At 67.0% G+C, this 18,862-nt stretch carries 17 protein-coding genes and 1 other RNA gene; 6 read left to right on the forward strand and 12 right to left on the reverse strand.

All coding sequences use genetic code 11. The annotated features are described in order from the left end of the window. From RT051_RS11980 to gyrA, 6 genes are all read right to left on the reverse strand, one after another. Nucleotides 1–829: S1 RNA-binding domain-containing protein (locus tag RT051_RS11980; protein ID WP_313077018.1), on the reverse strand; the 829-nt coding region annotated here is incomplete at its 3' end. A 186-nt stretch (nt 830–1,015) separates the two neighbouring features. Then, a complete protein-coding gene (locus RT051_RS11985) occupies nt 1,016–3,031 on the reverse strand; it encodes a bifunctional 3-phosphoshikimate 1-carboxyvinyltransferase/cytidylate kinase (RefSeq protein WP_313077021.1) in 2,016 nt (671 codons plus the stop codon). Beyond that, nucleotides 3,031–3,918, reverse strand: a complete 888-nt coding sequence (locus tag RT051_RS11990) for a prephenate dehydrogenase/arogenate dehydrogenase family protein (RefSeq protein WP_313077024.1) — start codon at nt 3,916–3,918, stop codon at nt 3,031–3,033. The genes RT051_RS11985 and RT051_RS11990 overlap by 1 nt, the downstream gene beginning before the upstream one ends. Nucleotides 3,919–3,932: 14 nt before the next feature. Then, nucleotides 3,933–5,030 carry a prephenate dehydratase gene (gene pheA / locus RT051_RS11995; RefSeq protein WP_313077027.1) on the reverse strand — a complete coding sequence of 366 codons (1,098 nt, stop codon included), beginning with the start codon at nt 5,028–5,030 and terminating at the stop codon, nt 3,933–3,935. A gap of 80 nt (nt 5,031–5,110) precedes the next feature. Further along, nucleotides 5,111–6,220 carry a 3-phosphoserine/phosphohydroxythreonine transaminase gene (gene serC / locus RT051_RS12000; protein ID WP_313077029.1) on the reverse strand — a complete coding sequence of 370 codons (1,110 nt, stop codon included), beginning with the start codon at nt 6,218–6,220 and terminating at the stop codon, nt 5,111–5,113. Between the two features lie 83 nt (nt 6,221–6,303). Beyond that, nucleotides 6,304–8,943, reverse strand: coding sequence for a DNA gyrase subunit A (gyrA, locus tag RT051_RS12005; protein WP_313077033.1), 2,640 nt, complete (start codon nt 8,941–8,943; stop codon nt 6,304–6,306). Between the two features lie 240 nt (nt 8,944–9,183). Here gyrA and ompA point away from each other — a divergent pair, with 240 nt between their 5' ends. From ompA to ssrA, 4 genes are all read left to right on the forward strand, one after another. Next, on the forward strand, nt 9,184–9,837 hold the full coding sequence (ompA, locus tag RT051_RS12010; protein WP_313077036.1) for an outer membrane protein OmpA: 654 nt from the start codon (nt 9,184–9,186) through the stop codon (nt 9,835–9,837). 77 nt (nt 9,838–9,914) lie between these two features. Continuing rightward, a complete protein-coding gene (gene ubiG / locus RT051_RS12015; protein WP_313077038.1) occupies nt 9,915–10,628 on the forward strand; it encodes a bifunctional 2-polyprenyl-6-hydroxyphenol methylase/3-demethylubiquinol 3-O-methyltransferase UbiG in 714 nt (237 codons plus the stop codon). Beyond that, the gene (gene gph, locus RT051_RS12020; RefSeq protein WP_313077040.1) at nt 10,625–11,302 is read left to right on the forward strand and encodes a phosphoglycolate phosphatase; all 678 of its coding nucleotides are present in this window, start codon (nt 10,625–10,627) and stop codon (nt 11,300–11,302) included. The genes ubiG and gph overlap by 4 nt, the downstream gene beginning before the upstream one ends. Before the next feature lie 12 nt (nt 11,303–11,314). Continuing rightward, nucleotides 11,315–11,693, forward strand: a transfer-messenger RNA (tmRNA) gene (gene ssrA, locus RT051_RS12025). A gap of 61 nt (nt 11,694–11,754) precedes the next feature. Here ssrA and RT051_RS12030 read toward each other — a convergent pair. Further along, a complete protein-coding gene (locus RT051_RS12030; protein WP_313077043.1) occupies nt 11,755–12,378 on the reverse strand; it encodes a YqaJ viral recombinase family protein in 624 nt (207 codons plus the stop codon). After that, nucleotides 12,365–13,006: an ERF family protein gene (locus tag RT051_RS12035; RefSeq protein WP_313077046.1), complete on the reverse strand. Its 642-nt coding sequence runs from the start codon at nt 13,004–13,006 to the stop codon at nt 12,365–12,367. The genes RT051_RS12030 and RT051_RS12035 overlap by 14 nt, the downstream gene beginning before the upstream one ends. A gap of 233 nt (nt 13,007–13,239) precedes the next feature. Here RT051_RS12035 and RT051_RS12040 point away from each other — a divergent pair, with 233 nt between their 5' ends. Continuing rightward, the gene (locus tag RT051_RS12040) at nt 13,240–13,590 is read left to right on the forward strand and encodes a serine/threonine protein kinase (RefSeq protein WP_313077048.1); all 351 of its coding nucleotides are present in this window, start codon (nt 13,240–13,242) and stop codon (nt 13,588–13,590) included. A 20-nt stretch (nt 13,591–13,610) separates the two neighbouring features. On the opposite strand, the gene RT051_RS12045 is transcribed toward RT051_RS12040, so the two are convergent. Then, on the reverse strand, nt 13,611–14,528 hold the full coding sequence (locus RT051_RS12045; RefSeq protein ID WP_313077051.1) for a stomatin-like protein: 918 nt from the start codon (nt 14,526–14,528) through the stop codon (nt 13,611–13,613). A 45-nt stretch (nt 14,529–14,573) separates the two neighbouring features. Next, nucleotides 14,574–15,005, reverse strand: coding sequence for an NfeD family protein (locus RT051_RS12050; protein WP_313077053.1), 432 nt, complete (start codon nt 15,003–15,005; stop codon nt 14,574–14,576). Nucleotides 15,006–15,126: 121 nt separating this feature from the next. Between RT051_RS12050 and RT051_RS12055 the strand changes: the two genes are divergently transcribed. Next, the gene (locus tag RT051_RS12055) at nt 15,127–17,499 is read left to right on the forward strand and encodes an arginine/lysine/ornithine decarboxylase (RefSeq protein ID WP_313077056.1); all 2,373 of its coding nucleotides are present in this window, start codon (nt 15,127–15,129) and stop codon (nt 17,497–17,499) included. 78 nt (nt 17,500–17,577) lie between these two features. On the opposite strand, the gene RT051_RS12060 is transcribed toward RT051_RS12055, so the two are convergent. After that, a complete protein-coding gene (locus RT051_RS12060) occupies nt 17,578–18,507 on the reverse strand; it encodes a DNA ligase (RefSeq protein ID WP_409520601.1) in 930 nt (309 codons plus the stop codon). 182 nt (nt 18,508–18,689) lie between these two features. After that, a partial coding sequence (locus RT051_RS12065) for an SDR family oxidoreductase (RefSeq protein ID WP_313077062.1) occupies nt 18,690–18,862 on the reverse strand: 173 nt, incomplete at its 5' end.

Raw genomic sequence — 18,862 nt, forward strand, 5'->3', positions numbered from 1 at the left:
CCGAGGGGTAGCGGCGCGACACGCCCAGCCACGGGTCGTCGCCCATTTGCTTGAGACCCAGCGAGACGCGGTTTTTCTCGGTGTCGAACTTGAGGATCTTGGCCGTGATCTCCTGGCCGGCATGCACCACCTCGGAGGGGTGGCGCACGCGGCGCCAGGCCATGTCGGTGATGTGCAGCAGGCCGTCGATGCCGCCCAGGTCCACGAAGGCACCGTATTCGGTGATGTTCTTGACCACGCCCTGGACGATGGCGCCTTCCTTGAGCGTCTCCATCAGCTTGGCGCGCTCTTCGCCCATCGAGGCCTCGACCACGGCGCGGCGCGACAGTACCACGTTGTTGCGCTTGCGGTCGAGCTTGATGACCTTGAATTCCAGGGTCTTGTTCTCGTAGGGGGTCAGGTCCTTGACCGGGCGGGTGTCGATCAGCGAGCCGGGCAGGAAGGCGCGGATGCCGTTGACCAGCACGGTGAGGCCGCCCTTGACGCGGCCGGACGTGGTGCCGGTGACGAAGTCGCCGGACTCGAGCGCCTGCTCCAGCGCCAGCCAGGAGGCCAGGCGCTTGGCGGTGTCACGCGACAGGATGGTGTCGCCATAGCCGTTCTCGATCGAGCCGATTGCGACCGACACGAAGTCGCCTTCCTGGACTTCGATCTCGCCCTGGTCGTTCTTGAATTCGTCGATCGGCACATAGGCTTCGGACTTCAGGCCGGCATTCACGACCACGAAGTTGTGCTCGACACGCACGACCTCGGCGGTGATGACCTCGCCAGGGCGCATTTCCGTGCGTTGCAGCGATTCTTCGAACAGGGCGGCAAAAGATTCAGACATGGGGTTCCTTGTCCGCAGGCGGGTTTCCAGGGGCACTATTGCCACTGTTTCTATGACGGCTTGCGGGGGTGATGCGGCGTCGCGCCGCGGGGGTTGGGGTTGGAAAATCCGCCAAGGCCGGTGCGCAGGGAAAGCGCGATGGGAGCCTTGCGGGTCGCAAAAAAGCCAGCTGCCGGGCGGAACCGCTCAGAACGGCTGGCGTGCCTGCCACCAGTCAATCACCTGATCCACGGCCTCGTCGATCGTGCAGGAGGAGTTGTCAAGCATCAGGGCGTCTTCCGCGGGCTTCAGGGGCGAGGCGCTGCGGCTCGCATCGCGCGCGTCGCGCGCCTGAAGGTCCGAAAGAAGGTCGGCAATTGTACTGAAAATGCCTTTGTCCATCAACTGTTTATGCCGCCTTTCGGCGCGCACCGCAGCGCTTGCCGTGAGGAAGACCTTCATCGGCGCTTCGGGGAAGATCGCGGTGCCCATGTCGCGTCCGTCCGCCACCAGGCCGGGCAGACGACGAAAGCCCTGCTGCAGCGCCACCAGCGCCGCGCGCACCTGGGGCAGGGCGGAGACGCGCGAGGCGGCCATGCCCGCCTCTTCGGTGCGGATGGCATCGCTGACGTCGTCCCCGTCCAGCCACACGCGGCCGTCCTGGAAGCGCAGCGGCAGGGCGGCAGCCAGCGCGGCGATGCGCGGCTCCTCCTCGGGCCCGATGGTGATGCCCGCGCGCGTGGCCGCCAGCGCCGTGGTGCGGTAGAGCGCGCCCGAGTCCAGGAAGTGATAGCCCAGGCGCTGCGCCACGGCGGCTGCCACCGTGCCCTTGCCCGAGGCGGTGGGTCCGTCGACGCAGAGCACCGGGATGGCCCCGGGCCGCGCCCGGGCGACGGCAAAAAGGGCCTCGAAGTAGTCGGGGAAGGTCTTGGCGACGCAGCGCGGATCTTCGATGCGCACCGGCAGGCCGGCGGGGTTGAAGGCCGCCAGCGAGAAGCACATGGCGACGCGGTGGTCGTCATAGGTGTGGATGCTGGCCGCGCGCCAGTCGGCCGCATCGGGCAGGGGGTGGACGCGCAGCCAGTCCGGCCCCTCCTCGACGCTGGCGCCGAGCTTGCGCAGCTCGCAAGCCATGGCGGCGATGCGGTCGGTCTCCTTGACGCGCCAGCTGGCGATGTTGCGCAGGGTGCTGGGGCCGTCGGCGTACAGCGCCATCACCGCCAGCGTCATGGCTGCGTCGGGGATGTGGTTGCAGTCCAGGTCGATGGCCTTGAGCGGCCAGGCGCCGCGCTCGACCTGCAGCCACTGCGGGCCGCCTTGCACGCGCGCGCCCATGGCCTGCGCGGCCTCGATGAAGCGGATGTCGCCCTGGATCGAGTCCAGCCCCACGCCCAGGATTTTCAAGGGGTTTGTGCCCCCAGCCGGCGCCGCCAGGGCGCCCAGTGCTATGAAATAGCTGGCGGACGAGGCATCGGCCTCGACGTGGATGCTGCCGGGCGAGACGTAGCGGCTCCCCGCAGGGATGGTGAAGCGCTGCCAGCCGTCGTGCTGCACTTGGATGCCAAAGCGGGCCAGCAGCTCCAGCGTGATGTGGATGTAGGGCCGGGAGATCAGCTCGCCCACCACCTCGATGGTGATGGCCTGCTGGCCGGCCGCCAGCGGCAGCGCCATGAGCAGGGCGGTCAGGAACTGGCTGGAGACGTCCCCGCGTACGCGGATGGGCTCGCGCAGCTGCAGCGGCGGCAGGCCGGCGCCATGGGCGATGCGCAGCGGGGGAAAGCCCTCGTTGCCCAGGTAGTCGATGCGGCAGCCGAGCTGGCGCAGGGCGTCGACCAGGTCGCCGATGGGCCGCTCGTGCATGCGCGCGATGCCCGAGAGCTCGAACTGCCCGCCCAGCAGCGCCAGCGCGGCCGTCAGGGGCCGCATGGCCGTGCCGGCGTTGCCCAGGAACAGTTTCGCCGGTGAGTGCGGCGCCCGCCCGCCCAGGCCGGTGATGCGCACCGTGTCGCCGGCAGACTCCTCCACGCCGCAGCCGATCGCGCGCAGCGCATCGAGCATGACGCGCGTGTCGTCGGACGCCAGCAGGTCGCGCACTTCGGTCGTGCCCTCGCTCAGGGAGGCCAGCAGCAGCACCCGGTTGGAGATGCTCTTGGAGCCCGGCAGCTGCACGCTGCCCCCGGCGCTCGCGAGCGGGGGCAGGTCGAGAAAAGCGGTGGAAAACATCAGTCGTCCTTCAAAGAATCGGCGCCGCCCGGGCGCCACTGCGCGCGCTGCTCGCTGGCCTGGGCGATCAGCGCCAGCAGCGCGTCGCCCCCGTCCCCGGCCTGCAGGGCCGATTCCAGCTCCGACAGGGCCTGGCGAAAGTGCTGCGCCTGTGCCAGGACCTCGTCCCGGTTGGCGCGCAGCACGTCGCGCCACAGCTGCGGCTCGGCCGCGGCGATGCGCGTGAAGTCGCGAAAGCCCGGGCCGGCGACGGACAGCAGCGCCTGCGCGTGCGGCTGCGCGGCGATGCTGCCCATCATGGCAAAGGCAAGCAGGTGGGGCAGGTGGCTGACGGCGGCAAAGGCCGCGTCGTGTACCTCGGGCGCCATGCGCTGCACATGGCAGCCCAGCGCGGTCCAGAGCCCTTCGGCGCGCTGCAGCGCCGCCGTGTCGGTCTGCGCGGTGGGAGTAAGGATGACGCGGGCACCCTGGTAGAGCCGGGCGTCGGCGTGTTCCACGCCCGCCACCTCGCGCCCGGCAATTGGGTGGGCGGGCACGAAGCGGGTGCAAAGCCCCTGCAGCGCCTGCTGCGCCGCGTGGACCACGTCGCCCTTGGTCGAGCCCACATCCATGATGAGTGTCTGCGCCGTCACCGCCGGGCGGATGGCGGCCAGCGTCGCCCCGGTGGCCGCGACCGGCACGGCCAGCAGCACCAGGTCGGCGCCCTCGGCGGCCTCGCGCGCGCTGGCCGCCTCGGCGTCGATCACGCCCAGCTGCCGGGCCCGCGCGGTGGAGGCGGGCGAGGCACTGTAGCCCACCACGCGCTGCACCAGCCCAGCGCGCCGGCACGCCAGCGCGAACGAGCCGCCCATCAGGCCGCAGCCGATCAGCCCCAGTTGCCCGAACATGGCCGACCCGCCGCTCAGGCCGCCACCGGGTAGGTGCCCAGCACTTTGTAGAAGGCGCACAGCCCCTGCAGCTCGGCCAGCGCCGCCGCCACGTTGGCCTGGGCCGGGTGGCCCTCGATGTCGATGTAGAAGTAGTACTCCCACTGGCCGGTGCGCGCCGGGCGGGACTCGAAACGCGTCATGGAGACGCCGTGTTTTTTCAGCGGCATCAGCAGGTCGTGTACCGCGCCCGGGCGGTTGGGCACCGAGATGATCAGGCTGGTGCAATCCCGGCCCGAAGGCTCGGGTGTGGCCAGGGTGTGCGGCAGGCAGATGACGGCAAAGCGCGTGCGGTTGTAGGCGTCGTCCTGGATGGCGCGCGCCACCACGTGCAGGCCGTACTGCTGCGCTGCGCGCTCGCTGGAGATGGCGGCCCAGCCCGGGTGGGTGGCCGCCAGGCGTGCGCCTTCCGCGTTGCTCGACACCGGGCGGCGCTCGGCGTGCGGCAGGTGCTTGGCCAGCCAGGCGTGGCACTGGGCGAGCGCCTGCGGATGTGCCAGCACGGCCTCTATGCCCTCGGCCGAGGGGCTTTGGCGCAGCAGGTTGTGGCGCACCAGCAGACTGACCTCGCCCACCACGTGGCAGGGCGTGTGCAGGAACATGTCCAGCGAGCGGGTGACCACGCCTTCGTTGGAGTTTTCCACGCCCACCACGCCGTATTGCGCGCTGCCGGCCGCCGTGGCGTGGAAGACCTCGTCGAAGCTGTTGCAATACATCAGGTCGGCCGCGCCGCCGAAGTATTCGATGGCAGCCTGCTCGCAGAAGGTGCCTTCCGGGCCCAGCACGGCCACGCGCTGGGGGGATTCAAGCGCCAGACAGGCCGACATGATTTCGCGCCAGATGGCGGCCACGTGCGCGTCCCTGAGCGGGCCGGGGTTGGCGCCGGTGATCTTCTCGATGACCTGGGCGACCCGGTCGGGCCGGAAGAAGGGCGTGCCCTCGCGTTTCTTCAGCTCGCCCACCTGCTCGGCCACCTGGGCGCGCTGGTTGAGCAGGCTGAGCAGCTGCTGGTCGAGACTGTCGATCTGCACCCGCAGCTTGGCGAGGTCGGGAGAGGCAAGAGGGCTGGACATGGGCGGGGCAGGCAAAGAGACGCAGGTTCGCTGGCCCGCGCAGGATGTTTCTGGATGATGAGGGAGAGAGCGCTCGCGCCTCAGGCTTGGTGCCGCTCGAATTCTTGCATGTAGGCGAGCAGCGCCTCCACGCCTTCCATGGGCATGGCGTTGTAGAGGCTGGCACGCATGCCGCCCACGGACTTGTGGCCCTTGAGCTGCAGCAGCCCGCGCTCCTTGGCGCCCACCAGGAAGGCGTCGCTGCGCGACTCGTCGCGCAGCTGGAACGGGATGTTCATGCGCGAGCGGCAGTTGGGCGCCACCTTGTTCACGTAGAACTGCGACTGGTCGATGTAGTCGTACAGCCGCCCGGCTTTGGCAACGTTGCGCCGCTCGATGGCGGCGATGCCCGTGGTGTCGCCCTCGCGCTGGCGCAGCAGCCACTGGAAAGTGAGGCCCGCGATGTAGATGCCCCAGGTCGGCGGCGTGTTGAACATGGAGCGGTTCTCGGCCACCACGGCGTAGTCGAAGGCGCTGGGGCAGATGGGCAAGGCGTGGCCGAGCAGATCCTCGCGCACCACCACCAGCGTCAGGCCGGCAGGGCCCAGGTTCTTCTGCGCGCCGCCAAACGCCAGGCCTACGCGCGACCAGTCCACCGGGCGCGAGGCCACGTGCGAGGAGAAATCGATGACCAGCGGCGCGTCGCTGCCGAGCGCGCGCAGGTCGGGCAGCTCGTGGAACTCGACGCCGTGGATGGTCTCGTTGCTGCACAGGTGCACGTAGCTGGCGCCGCGGCTCAGGCGCCAGCTGTCCGGGTCGGGCAGGGTGGTGAAGCCGCTGTCCTCGCCCGAGGCGGCGGTATGCACCTCGGCGGCGTACTTGAGCGCCTCCTTGCGCGATTTGGCGCTCCAGGCGCCGGTGACGACGAAGTCCACCGTGGCCGCACGCGACAGGTTCAGCGGCACGATGGCGTTCTCGGCCAGGCCGCCGCCCTGCATGAACAGGATGCGAAACTGCGGCGGCACGGCCAACAGCTCGCGCAGGTCGCTCTCGGCCTGCTCGTAGATGGCGATGAACTCCTTGCCCCGGTGGCTCATTTCCATCACGCCCATGCCGCTGCCGTGCCAGTCCAGCATCTCGGCGGCAGCCTGGCGCAGCACTTCTTCAGGGATGGCGGCCGGGCCGGCGGAGAAGTTGTAAGGGCGGTTCATGTGGTTTTCAAGTGAAATATGGCTTTTGCCCTTGCCAGGCAACGGGGTACAGCTATTGTTTTTGAAGATTCCGGGGCTGCCGGTCACTCTTCGGCAGGCGCGTCCGGCGTGTCCGAGGCATCTGGCGCATCGGCCATCTGGGCGTCGTTCTCCACGATGCGCTGCACGCCGGACAGGCGCGCGCCATCGTCCAGGGCGATCAGCGTCACGCCCTGCGTGGCGCGGCCGAGTTCGCGGATCTCCGAGACCCGCGTGCGCACCAGCACCCCGGTATCGGTGATCAGCATGATCTCGTCGTCCGTGCGCACCAGCGTGGCGGCAACCACGCGGCCGTTGCGCTCGGACTGCTGGATGGCGATCATGCCCTTGGTGCCCCGGCCGTGGCGGGTGTGCTCGGTGATCGGCGTGCGCTTGCCGTAGCCGTTCTCGGTGGCGGTGAGCACGCTCTGCGATTCGTCCTCGGCCACCAGCATGGCAATCACGCTCTGGCCTTCGTCGAGGGTCATGCCCTTGACGCCCCGCGCGTTGCGGCCCATGGGACGCACGTCGTTTTCGTCAAAGCGCACGGCCTTGCCACCGTCGGAGAACAGCATCACGTCGTGCTGCCCGTCGGTCAGCGCAGCGCCGATGAGATAGTCGCCCTCGTCCAGCCCCACGGCGATGATGCCGACCTTGCGCGGGTTGGAGAACTCCGACAGCGCTGTCTTCTTCACCGTGCCCATGCTGGTGGCCATGAAGATGAAGTGGTCCTCGGGGAAGTTGCGCATGGCCCCGGTGAGCGGCAGCACCACGTTGATCTTCTCGCCGTCCTGCAGCGGGAACATGTTGACGATCGGCCGCCCGCGCGAGCCGCGCGAGCCCGCCGGCACCTCCCACACCTTCAGCCAGTACAGGCGCCCGCGGTTGGAGAAGCACAGGATCCAGTCGTGCGTGTTGGCGATGAAGAGCTGGTCGACCCAGTCGTCTTCCTTGGTCTGCGTGGCCTGCTTGCCGCGCCCGCCGCGCCGCTGCGCCCGGTATTCGGACAGGGGCTGGCTCTTGATGTAGCCGGTGTGGCTGAGTGTCACCACCATGTCGGTGGGCGTGATCAGGTCTTCGGTGGAGAGATCCTGCGCGCTGTGCTCGATGGTGCTGCGCCGCGCGCCCAAGCGCGTCTGGCCGAACTCGGTGCGCAGGGCGGTGAGTTCCTCGCCGATGATGGTCGAGACCCGGCCCGGCCGCGCCAGGATGTCCAGCAAATCCTCGATCTGCGCCATCACACCCTTGTATTCGGCGACGATCTTGTCCTGCTCCAACCCGGTGAGGCGCTGCAGGCGCATCTGCAGGATCTCCTGGGCCTGGGTGTCCGACAGGCGGTACAGGCCGCCGGCCTGCATGCCGAATTCGCGCTCCAGGCTCTCGGGGCGGTAGTCGTCGGCACGCACCACGCCGCCGTCCTCGCGTGTGCGCGTCAGCATCTCGCGCACCAGCTGGCTGTCCCAGGCGCGCGTCATCAGCTCGGCCTTGGCCACCGGCGGCGTGGGCGATTCACGGATGATGCGAATAAATTCGTCGATGTTGGCCAGAGCCACCGCCAGGCCCTCCAGCACATGGCCACGCTCGCGTGCGCGGCGCAGCTCGAACACCGTGCGCCGCGTGACCACCTCGCGGCGGTGCTGCAGGAAGACCTCGACCAGGTCCTTCAGGTTGCACAGGCGCGGTTGGCCGTCGATCAGCGCCACCATGTTCATGCCGAAGGTGTCCTGCAACTGCGTCTGCTTGTACAGGTTGTTCAGCACCACCTCGGGCACCTCGCCGCGCTTGAGCTCGATCACCAGGCGCATACCCGATTTGTCGGATTCGTCCTGGATGTGGCTGATGCCCTCGAGCTTCTTCTCGTGCACCAGCTCGGCCATGCGCTCCTGCAGCGTCTTTTTGTTGACCTGGTAGGGCAGCTCGTCAACGATGATGGCCTGGCGCTGGCCGCGGTCGATGTCCTCGAAGTGCACCTTGGCACGCATCACCACCCGGCCGCGGCCCGTGCGGTAGCCTTCCTTCACGCCGTTGATGCCGTAGATGATGCCGGCCGTGGGGAAGTCGGGCGCCGGGATGATCTCCATCAGCTCGTCGATGGAAGCTTCAGGGTGGCGCAGCAAGTGCAAACAAGCGTCAACCACCTCGTTCAGGTTGTGCGGCGGAATGTTGGTGGCCATGCCCACCGCAATGCCGGCCGAGCCGTTGACCAGCAGGTTGGGCAGGCGGCTGGGCAGCACCAGCGGCTCCTTCTCGCTGCCGTCGTAGTTGGGCCCGAAATCGACCGTCTCTTTGTCGATGTCGGCCAGCATTTCGTGCGCAATTTTTGCCAGGCGGATTTCGGTGTAGCGCATGGCCGCGGCGTTGTCGCCGTCGACCGAGCCGAAGTTGCCTTGGCCGTCCACCAGCATGTGGCGCAGCGAGAAATCCTGCGCCATGCGCACGATCGTGTCGTACACCGCGCTGTCGCCGTGCGGGTGGTATTTACCGATCACGTCGCCGACGATACGGGCCGATTTCTTGTACGGCCGGTTCCAATCGTTGTTGAGCTCGTGCATGGCGTACAGCACGCGCCGGTGCACGGGCTTGAGGCCGTCACGCGCATCGGGCAGGGCGCGGCCCACGATCACGCTCATGGCGTAATCGAGATAGCTGCGGCGCATCTCCTCTTCCAGGCTGATGGGCAGAGTCTCTTTGGCAAACTGAATCATGGCGGCGAGAAAAGGCAAGGGACGGCAAGCGGGCGAGCGGTCATTTTAGGTGCAAGGTCTTGTCGTAGCAGCGCAACATATCCCCGGGATTGCGCTTTTGTCCTACGGTTCGCGCCTCGCCCAGGTCGCGCTGCCCTTGTTACGTATGGCACAATCGTTTCAACGTTTTCGTCGGTGGCGGTCACTGGCGGCGTCCATCATTCGCAGCGCGGCTGCGGCTTATTCCCCAAGAGGAGAACCATGAAGAAACTGAACAAAGTGGCGATGTTGTTGGCCTCTGCCGTGCTTGCTACCTCGGCTGGTGCCCAAGTGAAGGCTGCCGACGGCGGCAACGTCATCGACAACTGGCAAAACGGCACGGGCGAGCTGGTCTGGAAGAACGGCACGAACGAGCTGTGCTGGCGCGATGCCAACTGGACCCCCGCCACCGCCGCCGAAGGCTGCGATGGCGCTCTGGTGAAGGCTGCCCCGGCACCCGTCGCCGCGCCTGCTCCGGCACCTGCTCCCGCACCGGCCCCGGCACCCGCCCCGGCCACCGCCAGCAAGGTGACCTACGCCGCTGACGCTTTCTTCGACTTCGACAAGTCCGTCCTCAAGCCCGAAGGCAAGGCCAAGCTGGACGACCTGGTCTCCAAGGTCAAGAACATCAACCTGGAAGTCATCATCGCCGTGGGTCACACCGACTCCATCGGTACCGATGCTTACAACCAAAAGCTGTCCGTGCGCCGCGCCGAAGCCGTGAAGGCCTATCTGGTCTCCAAGGGCATCGAAAAGAATCGCGTCTATACGGAAGGCAAGGGCGAGAAGCAGCCTGTCGCCGACAACAAGACCAAGGAAGGCCGCGCCAAGAATCGCCGCGTGGAAATCGAAGTCGTGGGCACCCGCGCCAACTGATCTTCGTTCAGTGACCAAAAAGAGCCCCGGCAACGGGGCTTTTTTTCGTCCAGACCTTTTCAATGGACAATGCACCAATGACCGAGAACGTGAACGCCGATCCGGCTGAACTGGCAAAATTCTCCGAGCTTGCCCACCGCTGGTGGGACCCGGATAGCGAGTTCCGGCCGCTGCACCAGATCAACCCGCTGCGCTTGGACTGGATCCATCAGATCGCGCCGCTCGACGGTCAGTGCGTGTTGGATGTGGGCTGCGGCGGGGGCATCCTGGCCGACTCCATGGCGCGCAAGGGTGCGGATGTGCTGGGCATAGACTTGGCCACCAAGGCCCTGCGGGTGGCGCGCCTGCATGCCATCGAAGCCCAGACGCCGCGTGTCCGTTACCGCGAAATCAGTGTGGAGGACCTGGCTCGCGAGGCGCCAGACTCCTTCGACACCGTGACCTGCATGGAGATGCTGGAGCATGTGCCCGATCCGCATTCGGTGGTGAGCAGCTGCGCGCGGCTGGTCAAGCCGGGCGGGTGGGTGTTCTTCTCCACCATCAACCGCAACCCCAAGGCCTTTGCGTTCGCCATCCTGGGAGCTGAGTACCTGCTCAGGCTGCTGCCCCGCGGTACGCACGAATATGCCAAGTTCATCCAGCCGAGTGAACTGGCGGCCGCCTGCCGCAGTGTCGGTCTGGATGTGCTGCACACGCGCGGGATGGAATACAACCCGGCAACCAGGCGCTACTGGCTGAGTTCCGACACCAGCGTGAACTACCTCTTTGCCACCCGGCGCCCGGCGGCATGAGGCCCGGCCCCTGGCGCCAGGTGCGCGCCGTGCTGTTCGATCTGGACGGCACACTGATCGACAGCGCCCCCGACCTGGGACATGCGGCCAACCGCCTGCGGACCGATCGCGGCATGCCACCGCTGCCGCTGGCGGACTACCGCTGCATGGCCGGGGCAGGAGCGCGCGGCATGCTGTCGGTTGCCTTTGGCATGACCCCCGAGCACCCGGACTTCGGGCCGCTCAAGAAAGAGTTCTTCGATAACTACGAAAGCTGCATCCACGACAGCACCCACGTCTTCCCGCAGGTCGGCGAGCTGCTGCAGGCCCTGCAGCGCAGCGGCGTGCCCTGGGGCGTGGTCACGAACAAGTCCGAGCGCTTCACCTCGCTCATCGTCGAGCGCATGGAAATATTCCACCACGCGTCTGTCGTCATCAGCGGCGACACCACGCCCCACGCCAAGCCCCACCCGGCGCCGCTGCTCGAGGCGGCCTCCCGCCTGGCGTTGCCGGCGCAAGGCTGCATCTACGTCGGTGACGATCTGCGCGATGTCCAGGCCGGGCGAGCAGCAGGCATGGCCACGGTAGCTGCCCTGTACGGCTACCTGGGCGAGGACGCCGAGGCCACGACCTGGGGTGCGGATGCGAACATAGAAAAGCCCCTGGACCTCTTGAAAACGCTGGGACTGGCTTAAACTACGCGACTCGGGGCTGTCCTGGTTTCGACGTGGGTTCGGAATCGGTGTGGTGCATGTCGAGCTTGATTGACGCTCGTAAATCTCCATTCAACAAACTAACTGCAAACGACGAACGTTTCGCACTCGCCGCTTAAACACCGGTGAGCCTTGCAACAGCACGCTGATGGGCTGGGCAAGGGGGCCGCAAGGCCTCCCGGCTGCAAGGGAATTCACATCAGCTGGCGTCCTGCCGGGTACCTTGACAGGACGTGAGAAAAAAGGGTGCTGGCTTGCCGCATAGCGTGCGTCTGCGCGATGTGGGAGGCGAGATCCAAATCAGCACGCTAAACATGTAGATCTGCCCGAAGAAGGCTTACGGACGCGGGTTCAATTCCCGCCAGCTCCACCATCCATCGGAACAAGAGGGATCCATCGCGACGCGGTGGTTCCCTCTTTTTTCGTCCCCAGCTTCAAAGCACCGGGTTGCGGTACTCCCGTATCAGCGTCACCAGATCCTGCACCTCGCTGCTGAAGCTCTCGATGGCCGCCTCCAGACGCTGGATGTAGGCCTCATCGCGCGGGATGCGGCGCATGATGAGGCGTGCATTGACCGGGAAGGACGGGTTGAAGCTGACGAAGTCCCACCATTTGCGGCCCGTGATCCACAGGCAGCCCTGGATCTGTGCGGTGTAGGCGGGGGGCTCTGCGGGCAGGGTCAGGTACTCGGCGTGTGCGCGCTCTTTCGGGCATTTGATCTCCAGTCCGCCCTCGTCCTCGATCAAGCCGTCGGGCGAGACCCCGCAAGGCAGCCAGTCGTGCTCGCAGAACCCCACTTCGGTGACGAAATTGCCGGTCAGCGCCTCATAGTGCGCCCGGGCCAGGGGCTCGCGTTCGCTGCCCATCTCCATGGCCAGGGAAACGAAGGTGTCCGTAGGGCTTCCCGTGATGATCTCAAGCGCCAGCTGAGTGGCGTAAGCGCGGCGGCTCAGGCCGCGGCCGCCGGCCAGCACATCGGCAAAACGGCTTCCCGTAGCCCTGCCCAGGCGTGCGGCAAACCATTGCGGGCTGCCTTGAGGTGCGTCACTGACCAGCATCCGTGTCGCCGCCCGCAGTCACGCGCTGGGCCGTGGCCTTGAGCTGGGCGTGGTGCGTGGCGAGCGCCAGGCGATCAGCGGGAGTGGCCGACTGCCAGAAGCTCTTGTAGGCCTCCAGGCCCGCGTTGGCTGCGTTGACGGCGGCGTCCATGAGTTCGTCCGGCGGAGCGGGTGAGTTCAGGGCGATGTCCTCGTCCTCCGCATCCAGGTAGGACTCGGGGTCCATTGCCATGGTCGGCACCACGAACTGCTGGAAGAGGGCCGTGCGAAACGCGATGGACTGGGCCTTGGTCACGGCCTTGTCGCCGCTGTCCATGGCCTCGCCGTAGCACTCGCTGACCACGTGCGACCCGTCCTCGGCAGAAAACCGGAACGTTCCCTTGAGCGTGCAGAAGCGGATGGCGCGCCCGTCCTTGGGATCGCCGCGAAAACGCTCATGCACCAGGAGTTCGGAGTAGGACGGCGTCACCGTGATGCCATGCTTGACCAGCAGGGGCGACAGCTCGTTCATGGCCGACTCGATGCCGCGGAAGCTGTAGCCCTGCTGGATGTTGCGCTGCAGCTTGGCGATGCCCGTGGTGGCGATGTCCTTCATGACGCCCAGGACGGCGGCTTGGATTTTGCTCATGGTGTTGCCAGAAGGGTAGTTCGAGGACAAAAGCAAGGGTATCGGCTGCCCTCGCATCTGCGTAGATGTCGTGCGCCAGCAGCCGCCCCGAATCCGGGTAGGGCCGCGCCTACGTGGGCGGGACCGGGGTTGCGCTGGCGGCGCGCTCCTACCGGCGTTGTGGCCCGGGCCCGACCGGGCCGGGCATGGCTAGGCCCGACCCTGGGCAGATAGTCATTCAAGGAGAACCCGCCATGTCGAAAATTCAAAGCATTCCCGGCTCCCTGGCTGCCGACACGCCCGAGGAAGCCACCGCGCAAGCGGACACGGCCGCCGAAGCCAATGACGTGCTGAGCGCCGAGATGGACGTCTCCGACGGCATGGACGACATCACCGCCCATGCCTTCGACGACATCCCGGGGGACGGGCCGCTCAACTTCGAGGACGGCACCATGGAGCGCCCGCGCGGCGACACCCGCCGCACCGGCGGAACCTGGGAGGACGAGGGCAGTGACAGCGGCGACCTCGCGCCTCCGGCCGAGATCATGTCCGACCGTGTCGAGCCCAGCGACGAGCCCGACCGGCGCGAAATCCGGGACAGCTGACCTGACCGCCGGCGGGCCGATCAGCCTGCCTGCTGCCCGGTCTTGATCATCTGCATGGCCGAGCCGACCAGCGCAGAGACCTCGGTCATGTTGCTGGGCACGATCAGCGTGGTGTTGGCATCGGCCGCCACCTTGCCGTAAGCCTCGACGGCCTTTTCCGCCACGCGCAGCTGCACGGCCTGCTCGCCACCCGGCTGGCGGATAGCGCCGGCGATGCGTTCGATTGCCTGCGCCGTGGCGGAGGCCACGGTCAGGATGGCCGCCGCCTGGCCCTGGGCATTATTGATGGCGGCCTGCTTCTCGCCCTCCGAGCGCGCGATGAAGGCCTCGCGCTCGCCGGTAGCAATGTTGATCTGCTCCTGGCGCCGGCCCTCGGAGGCCGCGATCAGTGCGCGCTTTTCGCGCTCTGCCGTGATCTGCGCCTGCATGGCGCGCAGGATTTCGGCCGGGGGCGTCAGGTCTTTGATTTCGTAGCGCAGCACCTTCACGCCCCAGTTGAGCGCCGCTTCGTCGATGGCCGCCACCACCTGGGCGTTGATCATGTCGCGCTCTTCAAAGGTCTTGTCCAGCTCCAGCCGGCCGATCACGCTGCGCAGCGAGGTCTGGGCCAGTTGCGTCACCGCCATGACGTAGTTGGACGAGCCATAACTGGCACGCATGGGGTCGGTGACCTGGAAGTACAGGATGCCGTCCACCTGCAGCTGCGTGTTGTCCTTGGTGATGCAGACCTGGCTGGGCACGTCCAGCGGGATTTCCTTCAGGTTGTGCCTGTAGGCGATGCGGTCCACCAGGGGGATGATGAACTTGAGGCCGGGCGAGAGCGTGCCGGCATACTTGCCCAGGCGCTCCTTCACCCAGGCGTGCTGCTGCGGCACGATCTGCACCGAGCGCACGATGAACAGCGCGGCGATGACGAACAGGACGATGGCGACTTCCATGGGGTGCCTTTGAAGAAGGGACGAGGGACGGGAGAAGCCTGCACCTTACAGCGGATCGACCAGCAGGCGGTTGCCCACCAGCTCGGCCACCCGGTGCGCGCCGACGGCCGGGGTGACGCCCGGACGGTGGATGGCCGTCCAGTGGGCGCCGCGGTAGCGCACGAGCGCCGTGCCGTCGGGGCGCCAAGCATCGACGTGCACCGTCTCGCCCACGTCGAGGTTCACGCTGCGGTCCGCCCGGGCGGGCGGGTCGCCGGGCCGGCCCCGCCGCACCCGGTAGGCGGCCAGCACCGCGGCCGTGCCCACCACGGCGCTTGCCAGCAGCTGAGGCACCGGGCCCAGGCCGGCATGGGCCGCAACGGCGCCCGCGGCCAGGCCCAGGGCCAGCATCAGCAGGTAGAACGTGCCCGTGAGCAGTTCCGCCACCACTGCGCCGCCGGCCATGAGCCACCACAGGGTGGAAGCGTCCAGATTCATGAATCCTCCAGTAGGTGCAGGGATTCTGTGCGAAATGACACCCGCCTCCCCGTGCCGACATGCTTATTCCGTACACTTCGCGGCTCTTTTCCTTTTGACCCGCAGGCCGGAGGCGCAGCGCATGAAATTCCGCTTTCCCATCGTCATCATCGACGAGGACTACCGCTCGGACAACACGTCGGGCCTGGGCATCCGCGCGCTGGCGCAGGCCATCGAGGCCGAGGGCTTCGAGGTGCTGGGCGTGACCAGCTACGGTGACCTGACGCAGTTCGCCCAGCAGCAAAGCCGCGCCAGCGCCTTCATCCTGTCGATCGATGACGAGGAATTCACCCTGGGCACGGGGCATGACCCGATCGTGCTGAGCCTGCGCAACTTCATCAGCGAAGTGCGCAAGAAAAACGCCGACGTGCCCATCTACGTGCACGGCGAGACCAAGACCGCGCGCCACCTGCCCAACGACATCCTGCGCGAGCTGCACGGCTTCATCCACATGTTCGAGGACACGCCCGAATTCGTGGCGCGCCACATCATCCGCGAGGCCAAGAGCTACCTCGAAGGCGTGCAGCCGCCGTTCTTCAAGGCCCTGCTGGACTATGCCGAGGACGGCTCCTACAGCTGGCACTGCCCGGGCCACTCGGGCGGCGTGGCCTTCCTGAAAAGCCCTGTGGGCCAGATGTACCACCAGTTCTATGGCGAGAACATGCTGCGCGCCGACGTCTGCAACGCCGTGGAGGAACTCGGCCAGTTGCTGGACCACAACGGCGCCATCGGCGAGAGCGAGCGCAACGCCGCGCGCATCTTCAATGCCGACCACTGCTTCTTCGTCACCAACGGCACGTCGACCAGCAACAAGATGGTCTGGCACCACACCGTGGCGCCGGGCGACGTGGTGGTGGTGGACCGCAACTGCCACAAGTCCATCCTGCACTCGATCATCATGACGGGCGCGGTGCCGGTGTTCCTGAAACCCACGCGCAACCACTTCGGCATCATCGGCCCGATCCCGAAGTCCGAGTTCGAGCCGGAAACGATCCAGGCCAAGATCCGCGCCAACCCGCTGCTCAAGGGCGTGGACCCGAAGAAGGTCAAGCCGCGTGTCATGACGCTGACGCAGTCCACCTACGACGGCGTGCTCTACAACACCGAGACCATCAAGGGCATGCTCGATGGCTACGTCGACAACCTGCATTTCGACGAGGCCTGGCTGCCGCACGCTGCCTTCCACCCGTTCTACGGCACCTACCACTCGATGGGCAAGAAGCGCGCGCGGCCGAAGGAGTCGGTGGTCTACGCCACGCAGTCCATCCACAAGCTGCTGGCCGGCATCAGCCAGGCCAGCCACGTGCTGGTGCAGGACAGCCAGACCACCAAGCTGGACCGCCACCTGTTCAACGAGGCGTACCTGATGCACACCTCGACCAGCCCGCAGTACAGCATCATCGCCAGCTGCGACGTGGCCGCCGCCATGATGGAGCCGCCCGGCGGCACCGCGCTGGTGGAGGAATCCATCCTGGAAGCCCTGGACTTTCGCCGCGCCATGCGCGAAGTCGAGGAAGACTTCGGCAAGGACGACTGGTGGTTCAAGGTCTGGGGCCCGGACGGGCTGGTGGAAGAGGGCATCGGCCGCGCCGACGACTGGATCCTGCGCAGCGATGCCCGTGGCAAGAAGGGCAAGGGCAAGTGGCATGGCTTCGGCCCGCTGGCCGATGGCTTCAACATGCTGGACCCGATCAAGTCAACAATCGTCACGCCCGGCCTGAACCTGGACGGCAAGTTCGACCGCACCGGCATCCCGGCGAGCATCGTCACCAAATACCTGGCCGAGCACGGCGTGGTGGTTGAGAAGACCGGCCTGTACAGCTTCTTCATCATGTTCACCATCGGCATCACCAAGGGCCGCTGGAACACGCTGCTGGCCGCGCTGCAGCAGTTCAAGGACGACTACGAGAAGAACCAGCCCATGTGGCGCATCCTTCCGGATTTTTGTGCGCAGCACAAACGCTACGAGCGCATGGGCCTGCAGGACCTGTGCCAGCACGTGCACGAGCTGTACGCCAAGTACGACGTGGCGCGCCTGACGACCGAGATGTATCTAAGCGACCTGACGCCGGCCATGAAGCCCAGCGACGCCTATGCCCACATCGCGCAGCGCCGCACCGAGCGCGTGCCCATCGACGAGCTGGAGGGGCGCATCACCACCAGCCTGATCACGCCGTACCCGCCGGGCATCCCGCTGCTCATCCCCGGCGAGGTCTTCAACAAGAAGATCGTGGACTACCTGAAGTTCTCGCGCGAGTTCTCCAAGCTCTCACCAGGCTTCGAGACCGACATCCACGGCTTGGTGGAGATCGAGGACGAGGACGGCGTGGTGCGTTACTACGCCGACTGCGTGACCACCGAGAAGACCGAGATCCCGAAGTCGCGCAGCAACGCCGGCAAGGGCAAGAAGCTGGTGCAGGTGGGCGACGACGGGGCGTACAGCCGCATCATCTGATGCACGGGCCCCGCGGGCCCCTGGCAAGCCGCCTGGTGGGTCTGTCCCCCAGGCGGTTTGTGTTTGCGGATTTGATAGCTACAGGTCGTTGCTGGACAAGGGCTGAGGCCGGTTTTGTTGCAAATTTTGCGGCACTGGCGCCTCGTCGGCCCGCACGCGCCAGAAGCGGGCGAAGCGCGGCACGCCGCCCGTGCCGTGCGTGCCGTTGTAGCGATAGGTGACGGTGCTGCCCACGGGCGGCGGCGTGCGGCGCAGCGCATCGGGGAGGCCGCTGCCCAGGCGCAGGCGGCGGCCGTCCGGCAGCTGCACCAGCAGCGCGCCCGTCAGGCCCGCGTACTTGCCTTGGCCGGGCAGGTGGGCGATGACCACGCCTTCTGCGTCCTCAAGGGACTTCACCTTCAGCAGGTCGCCGCTGCGCCCGCCTTGGTGCGGCGCATCGCCACGGCGCAGCATCAGCCCTTCCGCGCCGCCGCGCTCGTGCTGGTGCAGCTGCGCCATCAGCGTGCCATGGCTGGCCACGCGCCACTGGGGCACGGCCTGCACCCAGGGCTGGCCCAGGCCGGCCACATGCGCCTGCAGCGCAGGCAAGCGGACATCGAACGGACCGCCGTGCGCGGGCAGGTCGAACACCATGTAGCGCAGCGCGCGCCATGAAGCGTCCTGCGGCTGTGCATGGGCCACCGCCGACTGCGCGGCAGCAAACTGCCCGCGCCCAGCCCACAGCTCGCCGTCCATGGGCGTGGCGGGCCAGCCGGTGGTGAACCAGGCCGGTGCGCGGATGGGCAGGCCCTGGCGGGAGCGCAGCTGCCGACCGTCCCACAAGGCGCGCACGCCGTCGTATTTTTCGCTAACCCAGTAGGCGGATAGGTCGATGCCGCGCTGGTAGGGCTGCGCCAATGTGGGGGAAGGAAAAGTGTCGGGCTGGGCGCTAGCGGCGGGCGCCAGCAGGGCTGAGCAAAGCAGGACAGCGGCAAGGGTGAGAGGGACTTGCCATTTGGTCCCTCTCAAAAAAGATAGCTGCTTGTGCACGGCTGGCAATGGTTTTCGGCCCAATGGGCCATGAGACTCCCTTGCCCCTCAGGGGGAGAGGGTAGGGGTAAGAGGGAGGTTCGGGCGCAACGCCCATGTCCGCCGCCCTCACCCCAGCCCTCTCCCGCACGCAGGAGAGGGAGCGACAACCGAGCCGAGGCTCAGACCTGGTCCGCCGACAACCCGGCGGTCTGGCTGAAGCCGCCATCGACGTAGGTGATCTCGGCCGTCACGCCGCTGGCCAGGTCGGAGAGCAGAAAGGCAGCCACGTTGCCCACATCCTCGATGGTCACGTTGCGGCGCAGCGGCGCGGCGTCGGCCACGCGGCCCAGCA

It is taken from the genome of Melaminivora sp. (genome assembly GCF_032059615.1).
Taxonomy (GTDB): Bacteria; Pseudomonadota; Gammaproteobacteria; order Burkholderiales; family Burkholderiaceae_C; genus Melaminivora.